Raw genomic sequence first — 11,982 nt, forward strand, 5'->3', positions numbered from 1 at the left:
CGATGCACAGAATGGTTGACCATCACAGATTCCTGCATGAGACTTCCACAACATGCATGTAACTTCCACGAAGGGCCGCCACGGATGGCAGTTACTGGAACGCCCACCGAAAGTGCGGCCGTGAGCCGCCCCGCCGCCGCGTCTGCCGGGATCGGGCTGCCGGCGCCGGCCGTCAGTCCACGAAGTTCCGTTGTCCTCGCGCTGATCCTGGCGCTCCTGGCGCCGCTGGTCGTCGTCGCCGCGTCGTCCCCGGCGGCGGCTGCGGACGAGCCGCTGGTCATCACCCCGGCAACGCCCGGCTCGTACGCGGAGAGCGGGACCTGGGCAGACGCGCGAGACCCCGGCTACGCGAGCTCCCCGTCGCGCTACAGCCGGACACCCGGTTCGTCGGCCACCTGGACTGCCGTGGCGCCCGCCTCCGCCACGTATGAGCTGGCCGTCTACTACGCGGCGAGCGTGGACAACGCCAAGGCGGAGTACGCGTGGACCGGAGGACCGGACACGCCGACCATTGTGGACCAGTCCAAGGGCGGCAATGCCTGGCGCTCGATCGGGTCCGCCTACCTGGACAAAGGCCAGACCTTCACGCTGACGGTCACCGCCACCGCCGGTCCGGCAGTGACAACCCCGAACCTCAACGTCATCACCCGAGCCAACGCGGTGCGCCTGCTCAAGGCGGGCGACAATGGCGGCGGACCGGTGGCCGGCTGCGGCACGGACACCACCACGGCACCGGACGTCGATGCGCCGGAGCAGACGTTCCGCAGCTACCGCCTCGGGCAGCACGGGACCATGGTCTCGTTGACCGGCGACCACTGGGCCATGTCGATCGATCGGCGAGGCTTCCGGTACGGCTTCGATGTGGACGGTGCACCAGCCGCGGCGCCGCATCCGGATGCCGGCCTGCAACTGGCCGCGCAGGGCGGAGCAGCGTGTAACGCCGTCGCGGCGACCCTCACCGGCGCGGACGGGTCCAGCGTGCGGTTCGCCGTCACCTTCTCGAACGGCCGCAAGGCCGACATCGCCGTCGTGCCGGGAGACCAGTCGGTCAATCTGAGGATCACCGCCGTCGAGGCGCAGACCGACAGCGTGCGTGCCCAGGTCGCGGGCGGCATGAACCCGGCCTACGGGCTGGGCGACCTTGGCGGGAACCGGACGAACCTGAACGTCTACGGCGTCAAGAACCTCGACTACTACGCCCAGAACAGCGCGGGGACGACGAATCAGCGGTTCGTCTCCACCTTCACCGTGTTCCCCGGACGGAAGCTGGCCCAGGTCGTGCTCTCCGACGGGCGGCTCGCCATCGAAGTCGACAACGCGGCAACCATGCTCGGCGTCAACGGGCCGGGGATGGCGGGGCTGCACTACTTCTTCGGCGACATGCAGACGATCTACCGGCGTTACGCCGAAACCCGGCATGCCGCGGGTTATGTCGACGCGAAGCCGGACTACACGCTGTTCGGCGTCGGCTACGAGTCCTACGGCGCCCTCGGGTACAACACCAACCAGCAGACCATTACCGACTCGGTGACAAAGTACCTGGGCCAGGGTTTCCCCATCAGCTGGGCCGTGACCGGTTCGGGATTCTGGCCCTACGGCGCGGGCACGGCCCAGGGCACGACGTCGAGCTTCGGCATGTGGGGCGAGAAGTACCCCGATCCCGACGCGTACAAGGCGTTCTTCCACGAGCACGGGATATCGCTGATGCTCGGGGCGCGCCAATCGTTCCGGGCGCTTCCCGCCGACGGCGGCACGTACGACCCGGCCCTGGACGGCGACGGCACGACTGTGGGGATCCAGCGGGGTTACTTCATCAAGGACGCGAACGGCAAGCCTCGCGTGTTCAAGCCGACCTCGTTCCCGAACACCGCCATGTACCTGATCGACCCGGACAACAAGGACGCCGTCGCGTGGTTCGTCGCCCGCAGCCATGAATGGGGAGCTGACGGCTACAAGGAAGACCACATGTTCGACGCCACGGCGAACGGCTACTACAACAACGCGCTCGTGAATCCCGTCAACGAGGGCCTCAATGACGACGGCAAGCTCATGATGGTGCGCAACAGCGCGTTCTCGGTGAGCGGCTCGATCCTCCGCATCAACGACACGGACTACAACCAGGGACCGGGCGACCGGGATCGCACGGTGATCAATGGGCTCGCCTACGCGGCCAGCGGCCAGCCCAACTTCTACCCGGACATCGTCGGCGGACGCATCATCAGCGACCTTGAAACCAACACCGCGAAGCAGCGCTACCTGACCCGCAACGCGATGATGGCGGCCATGTCGCCAGCGATGTCCTTCGGCAACGAGCCCTGGCGGATGAACGACCCGGCCCTCGTGCAGGCGACGGTCAAGGCCGCGCAGTGGCACGCCGAGTACCAGCCGTACATCTACTCGGCGGCCATCACGTCGTACGAGACCGGGTTCCCGGCGACGGCCACCCCGCTGCCGGTGGCGTTCCCCGACGACCCCAACGTCCGAGAGCTGACATCGGCTGCGGCCAGACAGTACGAATGGATGCTCGGCCCCTCGCTCCTCGTCGCCCCCCTCTACGGCAGCGACACCGACACGGCGACGGCTCGTGACGTCTACCTCCCGGCAGGCGAGTGGATGGACATCGAGACCGGCGAACGGTTCTCCGGGCCCGTCACACTGGCCGGTCGTAAGCAGCCGTTCGGCAAGATTCCGGCGTTCGTCGGCGGAACGGGGATCCTCGTCCACGACCCGGGTGCCCGTAACCCCAGCGACACGATTCCGGCAGGCGCGGTGCGAGCCAGCGTCTACCCGGTCGCGGCGCCCGGCGCGGCCTTCGCCTACACCGCCGGCGACGGAAGTACCCGCAGCCGGATCACCGCGAAGAACACCTCGTGGTCCGCTGAGGACATCGTGGTCCGCGACTCGTCCGGAACCGACATCGCCTTCACGAAGGACCCGGCCACCGGAGCGATCGAGTTCCCCATCACGGCCGGCCTGGACTACGTGGTCTCCGACGCGGGTTCGCCCGAGTGGGGCCTCAAGGTCGCCGAGGTCAGCACGGCCGGACCGTTGACAGCGGGGCGGGCCGTGCCGGTGCAGTTCGTCTTGGTGGACCGGACCGGTGCACCGGCATCAGAGCGCCTGTCCACCGTGGTGCTGACGGCCCCGGACGGGACCGAGCAGGTACTGGGCCACAGCACGGACGACAAGCACCGCGTCCACACCGTCATCATGACGCAGGCCGGGGGTCCCGGTACCTACGTCCTGGTGGCGACGGCGGCGGACGGCCGCCGGCTGGCCCACTTCAACGTACGCATCACCTGACCGACGACCACACCCCGCGGCGGCTCCCCGTTCCTGGCGGAGGAGCCGCCCCGGGGGCGGTCGCCGGGGACGCCGGCAAATGACTCAACGGTCGGCGGCTCCGGCCCGCACGACGCCGGATTCGTACGCGTACACCACGGCCTGCACCCGGTCGCGCAGGTTGAGCTTGGTCAGCACGCGACTGACATGGGTCTTCACGGTGCCTTCGGACAGGTAGAGCCGGTCGGCGATCTCGGCGTTGGACAGTCCCTGGGCGATGTACGTGAGCACCTCACGCTCCCGCTCGGTCAGCACATCGGGGTCGGTGACGGCGGCCTGCGCTGCCGGCCCGACCGGCACGTATCGTTCGAGCAGCCGGCGGGTCGCGCTGGGCGCCACTACCGCGTCGCCGGCGGCCACGACGCGGATCGCGGAGAACAGGTCGGCGGCGAGGATGTCCTTGAGGAGGAAGCCGCTGGCGCCGGCCCGCAGCGCTGCGTAGACGTACTCGTCGAGGTCGAAGGTGGTCAGGATCAGGACCCGGGTCGGGCCCGCCCCACCGGCCCGGATCAGGCGGGTGGCCTCGACCCCGTCGACGGACGGCATCCGGACGTCCATCAGCACGACGTCCGGCCGCAGCTCGAGCGCCATGGCGGCGGCCTGTTCCCCGTCGGCCGCCTCGCCGACCACCGCCATGTCGGGCGCCTGCGCCAGGATCAGCCGGAACCCGGTGCGGACCAGCGCCTGGTCGTCCGCGAGCAGCACCCGGATCATGTGTGCCGGTCCCCGATCGGCAGGCTGGCCCGCACCTGGAACCCGCCGCCGGGCCGGGGGCCGGCGCGGAACCGTCCCCCCAAGAGGCGGACCCGTTCCCGCATACCGGAAAGCCCGTTGCCGTCGGACATCACCGCGCCACCACCTTTACCGCCGCCATCCGCCTCGCCACCGACGGTACCGTTGCGGATCTCGATGTCGAGCTCGGTCTCCCGGTAGCGCAGGACGACGTCGGCGGACGAACCCGCGCCGGCGTGCTTCATCACGTTGGTCAGCGCTTCCTGGACAATGCGGTACGCCGACAGGTCGAGCGGCGTGGGCAGCGGCGCGGCCGCGCCGTCGATGCGCAGCCGCACCCCGGTGCCGGCGCGGCGCACCTGGTCGACCAGGGTGGGCAGCTGCGCGAGCCCGGGTGACGGGTGCCACGGGTCCTCGACCTCGCCCAGCGCGTCGAGGACCCGGCGCATGTCGGTGAGGGACGCGCGGCCGGTGCGCACGATCGCCTCGAGCGCGGCCCGGGTCTCGGCCGGCTGGTCGTCCAGGGCCGCCGCGCCGCCCTGCGCCTGGATCACGATGAGGGACAGGCCGTGCGCGACGACGTCGTGCAGCTCCCGGCTGATCCGGCCGCGCTCGGCGGCCATGGCGAGGGCCTCCCGCTGGTCCTGTTCGCGTTGCAGGTCCTGTGCCCGGGCGGCGAGCTGGTCGAGGTAGGCGCGGCGGCTGCGGGTGCCGGAGCCGATCGCCCACGCCGCGACCAGCGCGCCGCCCAGCACGGCGGGGCCGCTCCACCGGGCCGCCCCGCCGGCGTTGTCGCCGGTGGTCAACTCGGCCCGTTGCAAGGCCGCGGCCGGGCCGTGCCCGACGTCGTCGACGTGGAAGGTCATCGACGGTATCCCCGGTGCCGGCCGTCCGTGCAGGGCGAAGTACCCGTTCCAGAAGAGCAGGACCAGCAGGACGCCGGCGAGCGCGGCCGCGGACGTCGCCGGTGATCGGCGGGCGGCGACCGTGTACACGAGGATCAGCACGGCGGTGTCGGACCCGCCGATGAGCGAGCCCTGCGCCACGTGTACCGCGACGCAGACCGTACCGACCGCCAGCATGGCGACCGGCCAGCGGTTGCGCAGCCCCACCGCGACCACGGGGACGCCGGTCGCGATCCACCAGAGCACCGCGGCGCGATGTGGCACGGGGAACAGCGCGATCGTGGCGAGCAGGCCGGCCACGAGCGAGGCGTCGCGTAGCGCGGCCCGACCGGCCAGCCGGCGCGCTGCGGTAACGACCCGTCCCGGCACCGGGCAAGCTTACGGTCCGCCGCTGGGCGGGCGCGTCTGTCGTACGACGGACCCGGGGGTGGCGCACATCCCTCGTACGACAGAACGCGATGACGACTCCGGACGGATGCCGGCAGCGGGCCCGCGACCGGAGGCTGCTGGCATGACAACGCTGCAACCCTCTCGACGTACCGTGCTGGGCCTGCTCGGAGCGGTGCCGCTGGCCACCGGCGGGCTGCTGGCGGTGCCCGCGTCCGCCCACGCCGGTGCCGGGTCCGACCACCGCGGGTCCGATCCCGTCCCGGCCGACCTGCTGCCCGGCGGAGCGCTGGATCGGCTCATCGCCCAGACCGCCGCCACCGACGGGTACTCCGGCACGTTGCTGTTGCTGCACAACGGCCGCCCGGTGCTGACGCGCACGTACGGCATGGCCAACAAGGAGCTGGGCATCCCCAACCGGCCGGACACCATCTTCGCGCTCGGCTCGATCACCAAGGTCTTCACCGGCATCGCGATCAGCCAGCTCGTGCAGCAGGGCAAGGTCGGCTACCACGAGAAGCTGAGCACCTACCTGACCGGATTCCCCGCGGCGATCGGCGACACGATGACCGTGCACCAACTGCTGACGCACACCGCGGGCATGGCGGACGTGGTTCGCGACAGCGGCGATGTCATCCGGTCCTGGACCAGCGAGGCGGAGGCGACCCGCGAGCTGCTGAAGCTCGTCCAGGCGGCACCGTTGTTGTTCCCGCCGGGCGCCGGCTACGCATACAGCAACAACGGCTACATCACCCTGGCCTACATCGTCGCCGCCGTCTCCGGCCAGACCTTCTACGACTACGTCCGCCGGCACATCTTCCGAGCGGCCGGGATGACGAGTTCCGACTTCTACAACCGCGACCAGTGGGTCACCAACCACCGCATCGCCCGCCCGTACGCCCCGCCGCCGTCCGGCGGCCCGCGCGCCGACAACCACCTCCTCGACGCGTACATCGGCAACGGGGCCGGCGGTGCGTTCTCCACGACCGCCGACCTGGTGGCGTTCGTCAAAGCGCTGACCGGCGGCAAGTTGCTCGACGCCGCGCACACCTGGCTGGCGACCACACCGAAGTACCCGGCGCCCCCGCTGCCGCCCAAGCCCGGCCTGCCCGCGCAGGTCCTGTTCGAGGGCTACGGCCCGGGCGCGGTTCTGGTGAACGACCACTGGGGCCTCGGCCACGCGGGCGGCGCCACGATCGGCATCTCGACCGACCTGCAGTGGTACCCGGCCGACGGTTACGTCTACGTGGACCTCTGCAACTACGAGGCCGGCAGTTCCACACGCATCGACTCCCAGGCGCGGCTGCTGATCACCGGGGCCTGAGTACCCCGGTCCCATCCCTGTCGAGCGATGGCCCCGGTGCTGCGCCGGGGCCACACCGGAACCCTTGCTCCCCGGCCGTACCACCGCTGCTGCTGCCGCGCCGGGAGGGGCCGTTCCGTGTCCCTGCCAGGTTCTCCGGGACGCTCAAGTTAAGGTGCATGATCGTGCACCTGCAACTCGCGCGGCTCCACGCCGGAGGCTACGCAACCGCCGCCCCCGCGACGGCGGACGACATCGACGGACTGGCCCACGTGCTGGGCGTACCGCTCCCGCCCGCGATCCGCGCGATCTACGAGGATCACGAGGCCGAAGCGTCAGACCTCGGGCCGCTGCGGCTCATGAGCCCCTCCGAAGCGGCCGAGGCCATCACCGCCCTGCGCGACTTCGGCGTCCCCTTCGACGACCATGAACTCGGCACGTTCTGGACCGACGACAACAGCAACTACGCCGGCGTGTTCGCTTCCGGAGACCTGGCCGGCCGCGTCTTCAGGATCGATCACGAGGAACCAAGTCCGGAGCCATGCTGGCGAAGCGTCGAGTCGTTCTATGACGCCCTGCTGGACGCCCGGGACTCCGGACTGGGCTGGTGGGACCTGGCCACCGACTATCCGCGCGAGCCGACCGACCAGACACCCGAAGATGACGCGCTCGGGCACCGGCTGTTCGCGCTCTACCACGAGCGGCCGGACTCCCCCATCGGGCAGCGCGCGGCCCACCAAGCCCTCGCCCTCAGCTCGGCCACGCACGAGGCGCACGTCGTCTCCCTCCTGGGATCCGACGACATGTGGATCCAGGAACGAGCGGTGCAGATCCTCGGCCACTGGCGCTGGGAGCCAGCCGTCGCCAGCATCGCCGAGGTTGTCCGCAACGGTGAGCACAACGGTCGCACCGCGGGAATCCACGCACTCAAGCAAATCGGATCTCCAGCCGCAGACGCTGCCCTGCGATCCCTCAGCCAAGAACTCGGCGACTCGTACGTCTGATTCCGTGCCCGCAGCACTTCGCGGATAGCGAGCCGAGTCGGAGAACGCGGATCGCGCGTTGCCGGTTCGAGGCGAAGTCGACCAGGGCGAGTGCAAGGTCGAGGTTGGCGATCCGGGGCACCTCGACCGTTGCCCACACGGTGGGCCGGCAGTTGGGGACGGCTGAACCGCCGGGAAGCCCGGCCCGGTGCGCGGAGCACCGGGCCGGGCCGGGGGCAGCCATCGAGGGCATGCCAGGCCGGGTACGCCGTCAGTACAGGGCCGTGGTGCTGGCGCTGCCGAAGCCGGGTGCCGTGATGGTGAGTTTCGTGGCGTTGATCGGACGCGTGCCCGGCAGCGACACCCGGCCGGTGCCGTCATGCGCCGGCAGCGTGTAGGTCAGGGTCTGTGGCGACGCGATCTTGATGCTGCTGCCCGGGATGGTCTGCAGGATGTAGTAGTCCCAGCGGACCTCGAAGCTGGTCTCGCCGAGGACGTTGTCGTCGAACCCGATCATCCACCTGCCGGCGGTGGAGTCGTAGAACGACTGGATGTTCGTGGCCACCGGCACGTCGTAGGTCTTGCAGCCGAGCTGCCGATGCGACAGCGGAGTGGCGCCGGGCGGTGTCACGTTGATCGCCCACGCGCAGACGGTGTGGGCGCCGTTGCGCGAGGGCACGAAGGCGTCGTAGCCGCGGTAGGCGCCGAAGGACGGGTATACGGCGGCGACGTCGGGGCGGTAGGTATTGGCGGTCAGCGTCTTGGCGAACGCGTCGTCGATCCAGATGTCGACCAGCAGCGGGCCGCTGGTGTCAGCGTCGGCGGCCCAGCCGGCGACGTTCACGCCGTTGCCCACGAACGTCATCGCATCGAATGCGCCGAGGGGCGGGCTGTCGACGGGGCTGGGGTCCGGGTCCCCGCCGCCGTTGCAGCTCGGCGGGGGTTCGGGCTGGTTGCACCTTGACGCCGCGTGAACGGGTGCGCCGGGTGCCGCAACGGCGCCGGTCAGTGCCAGCAGCACTGCGACGCCGCCGCGGATGAGTGTTCTCCTCATGCATGGCTCCTCGCTGAAGGCGGTCCGCGGATGGCCGACCGTCACCGTCCCTCGTGGACGATGGCGCCACCGTAGGCGCTCCAACGCGCGAATTTCCGGGCCTGATCGAGTTCCCGACGCCGGCATGATGGCGCGCAACCACCGGCTCGCCTCGCACGTCTGCCCAAGCCTGACGCCAAAACTCGGGACCATGTTCCCGGCCGCTCGGGACGCTGACCCTTGCCGCCCGGGACAACCCGAGTACCGCTCATCCGCTGGGACATCCGGGTGTGACGGCGTTGGCATCCGCTCAGACCTGGCTCGGTGCGGCCGATCGTGGCGGCATGGAGTTCGCTGGAGGCGGCATGCTGGACGGGAATCGGGGCGCGCTCACGCGTTCGCTCCTGCGCCGCACCCAGAGCGCAGGCGTGGCGATGCTCGGCTCGACGGTGCTGGCGGCCTTCGCCGTGGCGGTCTTCGCCGCCAACCTCTCCGGTCCGCGCGGGCCGATGGTGCTGCTGTGGCTGGCGGCGCCGCTGTCGGTGGTCATCCCGGTCACCCTGTCGGCGCGGATCGCGCGGACGGCCCGGTTCTCCGCGCCGACGCGGCGCTTCTGGCGGCACCTGGCGATCACCGCGGCGCTGGCCGGGGCCGGCGCCGTGCTGAACGCCTACGACGCGATCGGCCGGGGCCGGCCGAGCCAGGACATGTCGGCGGTCACCGTGGCGACCTACGCCGGCGCGGTGCTGGTGCTGCTGTGGGGCCTGTGGCGGCTTCCGCTGGGCACGTCCAGCCGCGGCGACCGGCTGCGGGTGGGCCTCGACGCCGGCACGGTGCTCCTGGCGGCCGCCGTGGTCATGTGGCACTACCAGGCCAAGCCGCTGCTGGAGGTCAGCGGCTACCACACGGCGCCGCTGGCCGCCGCGAGCTTCACGCTGGTGCTGGAGCTGCTGGTGGTGTTCGCCATCGCGAAGGTCGCGCTCGCCGGGCACGTGTTCGTGGCCCGGGGCGCGCTGCGGCTGTTCGCGCTCGGCATGATCGGCGGCTCGGCGAGCGGGTTCCTGCAGCCGCTGGTGCTGGCCACGCCGCACCTGAGCGTGCCGCAGATCGCGGTACCCGTCGTCATGATCTGCGCGACGGGGGCGGCCAACCAGCAGTGGAAGACCCCCGCGGCGCCGGATCGGCGGCGGGCGGCGAGCGCGCGGCCGTTCAGCGTCCTGCCCTACCTCGCGGTCGCAGCCGTCGACTCGCTGCTGCTGGTGACCATCGGGCACGGCGACGGCGACGTGCTGGTGGTCGCGGTCGCGGCCGTCGCGCTGACCGCGCTGGTCGTGTGGCGGCAGGTCACCGCCTTCCGGGAGAACACGCACCTGCTGGCCCGCCTGGACCACAATGCGACGCACGACGCCCTGACCCAACTGCCCAACCGGGCGCTGTTCAACGAGCGGCTCGCCACCGCGCTGTCCCCGGGCGGCCGCGAGCGCGGCGTGAGCGTGGCCCTCATCGACCTCGACGACTTCAAGATCGTCAACGACACGCTCGGGCACGGGGCCGGCGATGCGCTGCTGGTGGCGGTGGCAGAACGGCTGGTCGGCGCGGTCCGCCCCGGCGACGTCGTGGCGCGGCTCGGCGGCGACGAGTTCGTGGTGCTCTGCGACGACATCGAGCCGGACGCGGCCGAGCGGGTCGCCCAGCGCATGATCGCAGCGCTGGCCGAGCCGGTGGTCGCGGACGGGCACGAGCTGCTCGTGCGGGCCAGCATCGGCATCGCCGACGGGCACGCCGGGGACGACGCCGGGGAGCTGCTGCGCCGCGCCGACATCGCGATGTACGCGGCGAAGCACGACGGCGGCAGCAACTGCCTGCGCTACACGGCCGGGATGGCGGGCGCGGTGGCGGGGTCCGCGGCCCTCGGGGCGGAGCTGCGGCAGGCGATTGCACGGGGCGAGCTGTTCCTGGAGTACCAGCCGATCGTCGCTCTGGACGACGGCCGGCCGATCGGCGTCGAGGCCCTCGTGCGGTGGGCGCATCCGGTGCGCGGCGTCGTCGCGCCGATCGAGTTCATCCCGGTGGCCGAGCGGACCGGGCTGATCGTGCCGCTCGGCGACTGGGTGCTGCGCGAGGCGTGCCGGCAGCTGGCCGCCTGGTCGGCCGAGCACGGCTCGCCGGTCGCCTCGGTCAACGTCAACGTGTCCGCGCGCCAGCTCACCGACGCGTCCTTCCCCGACCGGGTGGTCGCGGCCCTCGACACCGCCGGGGTGGCGCCGGACCGGCTCACGATCGAGATCACCGAGACGACGGCGGTCGGGCTCGGCGACGCCGTGGCCCACCTGGAGGTACTGCGCCGGCTGGGCGTGCGGATCGCGCTGGACGACTTCGGCACCGACCAGTCGTCGCTGACGCTGCTGCAGGACCTCCCGGTCGACGAGATCAAGCTCGACCGCTCGTTCCTGCAACGGGCCGGGTCCGGGCGCCGGGAGGCCATGCCGGCGGCCGTGCTCGCGCTGGCCCGGGCGGTGGGGCTCGAGGTCGTCGCCGAGGGCGTCGAAGTGCAGCAGCAGGCGGACCGGCTCACCGCGCTCGGCTATCGGGCGGCGCAGGGGTACCACTTCGCCCGTCCCCTGTCCGCCGACGCCGCGGGACGGCTGCTGTCCGGCACCGCGGTCGCCGGCGTGTAGCGGCCCGGTCCCGCGCTCACGCCGCGCGGCCTATCCTGCTCCAATGGAGTTCGACTTCGACCGGTGGGCGTACGACCCTGCAGCGGACCTGCCCGACCAGGACTTCGACCTCATGCTGCACGACGTGTCGTTCCTGCCGTTCCTCGTCGACACCGCCGCGGACCCGGCCTGCCCCAAGCAGCGCTACTGCGCGATGGTCCTCGAGGAGTACACCCGAAGGCTGCTCTCCGGCGGCATGGAGCTCGACGCGATCCGGGCCGCCGCCACGCGAGGGCGCGGGCGCGAGCTGGCCGGCGAGTGGGCCGCCTACGCCGAGCGGGTCCTCGACTACCACGACCGGCCCGGGCCGGTGAACCGCGCGAAGGCCGAGCAGATGGCGCACGACCTGCTCGTCGGGGACCTACACAGGCACGCGATGCGGGGCGTGCCGCTCACCGTGGCGCTCGCGGACCCCGACTCGCACTGGGTCGGCGAACTCGGGCTGCCGTATCCGCACCTGGTGTACATCCACCGCGACACCGGCGCGTTCCGGCCCGCGTTCCTGCGCCCGCTGCCGCCGGCGGAGATCGCGGCGGTCCGCTGAGCGGAGAGCACGATGGTGGTCCGGGGCGGCCGGCCT

The 11,982-nt window shown here is 71.4% G+C and carries 8 protein-coding genes; 5 read left to right on the forward strand and 3 right to left on the reverse strand.

What is annotated here, in order from left to right; all coding sequences use genetic code 11:
* Nucleotides 1-120: 120 nt before the first annotated feature.
* A complete protein-coding gene (locus ABD352_RS26710) occupies nucleotides 121-3,303 on the forward strand; it encodes a golvesin C-terminal-like domain-containing protein (protein WP_344615232.1) in 3,183 nt (1,060 codons plus the stop codon).
* A gap of 84 nt (nucleotides 3,304-3,387) precedes the next feature.
* On the opposite strand, the gene ABD352_RS26715 is transcribed toward ABD352_RS26710, so the two are convergent.
* The gene (locus tag ABD352_RS26715) at nucleotides 3,388-4,056 is read right to left on the reverse strand and encodes a response regulator (protein ID WP_344615233.1); all 669 of its coding nucleotides are present in this window, start codon (nucleotides 4,054-4,056) and stop codon (nucleotides 3,388-3,390) included.
* A complete protein-coding gene (locus ABD352_RS26720) occupies nucleotides 4,053-5,348 on the reverse strand; it encodes a sensor histidine kinase (protein WP_344615234.1) in 1,296 nt (431 codons plus the stop codon). Before ABD352_RS26720 ends, ABD352_RS26715 begins: the two co-directional genes overlap by 4 nt.
* Before the next feature lie 142 nt (nucleotides 5,349-5,490).
* Here ABD352_RS26720 and ABD352_RS26725 point away from each other — a divergent pair, with 142 nt between their 5' ends.
* Complete coding sequence (locus ABD352_RS26725) at nucleotides 5,491-6,690, forward strand: serine hydrolase domain-containing protein (protein ID WP_344615235.1); 1,200 nt, start codon at nucleotides 5,491-5,493, stop codon at nucleotides 6,688-6,690.
* 164 nt (nucleotides 6,691-6,854) lie between these two features.
* The gene (locus tag ABD352_RS26730; protein WP_344615236.1) at nucleotides 6,855-7,673 is read left to right on the forward strand and encodes a HEAT repeat domain-containing protein; all 819 of its coding nucleotides are present in this window, start codon (nucleotides 6,855-6,857) and stop codon (nucleotides 7,671-7,673) included.
* Between the two features lie 250 nt (nucleotides 7,674-7,923).
* Here ABD352_RS26730 and ABD352_RS26735 read toward each other — a convergent pair whose 3' ends face one another.
* The gene (locus ABD352_RS26735) at nucleotides 7,924-8,706 is read right to left on the reverse strand and encodes a hypothetical protein (protein WP_344615237.1); all 783 of its coding nucleotides are present in this window, start codon (nucleotides 8,704-8,706) and stop codon (nucleotides 7,924-7,926) included.
* A 323-nt stretch (nucleotides 8,707-9,029) separates the two neighbouring features.
* On the opposite strand from ABD352_RS26735, the gene ABD352_RS26740 reads away from it, so the two are divergent.
* The gene (locus tag ABD352_RS26740) at nucleotides 9,030-11,363 is read left to right on the forward strand and encodes a putative bifunctional diguanylate cyclase/phosphodiesterase (protein WP_344615238.1); all 2,334 of its coding nucleotides are present in this window, start codon (nucleotides 9,030-9,032) and stop codon (nucleotides 11,361-11,363) included.
* Nucleotides 11,364-11,406: 43 nt separating this feature from the next.
* Nucleotides 11,407-11,946: a hypothetical protein gene (locus ABD352_RS26745; RefSeq protein ID WP_344615239.1), complete on the forward strand. Its 540-nt coding sequence runs from the start codon at nucleotides 11,407-11,409 to the stop codon at nucleotides 11,944-11,946.
* Nucleotides 11,947-11,982: the final 36 nt, after the last annotated feature.

The organism is Dactylosporangium salmoneum (assembly GCF_039532525.1).
In the GTDB taxonomy this organism is placed as follows: domain Bacteria; phylum Actinomycetota; class Actinomycetes; order Mycobacteriales; family Micromonosporaceae; genus Dactylosporangium; species Dactylosporangium salmoneum.

What these genes read in the sequence shown, in the direction of transcription:
- ABD352_RS26715 (WP_344615233.1), bottom strand. Translation starts at nt 4,056, where the DNA reads ATGATCCGGGTGCTGCTCGCGGACGACCAGGCGCTGGTCCGCACCGGG.
- ABD352_RS26725 (WP_344615235.1), top strand. Translation starts at nt 5,491, where the DNA reads ATGACAACGCTGCAACCCTCTCGACGTACCGTGCTGGGCCTGCTCGGA.
- ABD352_RS26735 (WP_344615237.1), bottom strand. Translation starts at nt 8,706, where the DNA reads ATGAGGAGAACACTCATCCGCGGCGGCGTCGCAGTGCTGCTGGCACTG.
- ABD352_RS26740 (WP_344615238.1), top strand. Translation starts at nt 9,030, where the DNA reads ATGGAGTTCGCTGGAGGCGGCATGCTGGACGGGAATCGGGGCGCGCTC.
- ABD352_RS26745 (WP_344615239.1), top strand. Translation starts at nt 11,407, where the DNA reads ATGGAGTTCGACTTCGACCGGTGGGCGTACGACCCTGCAGCGGACCTG.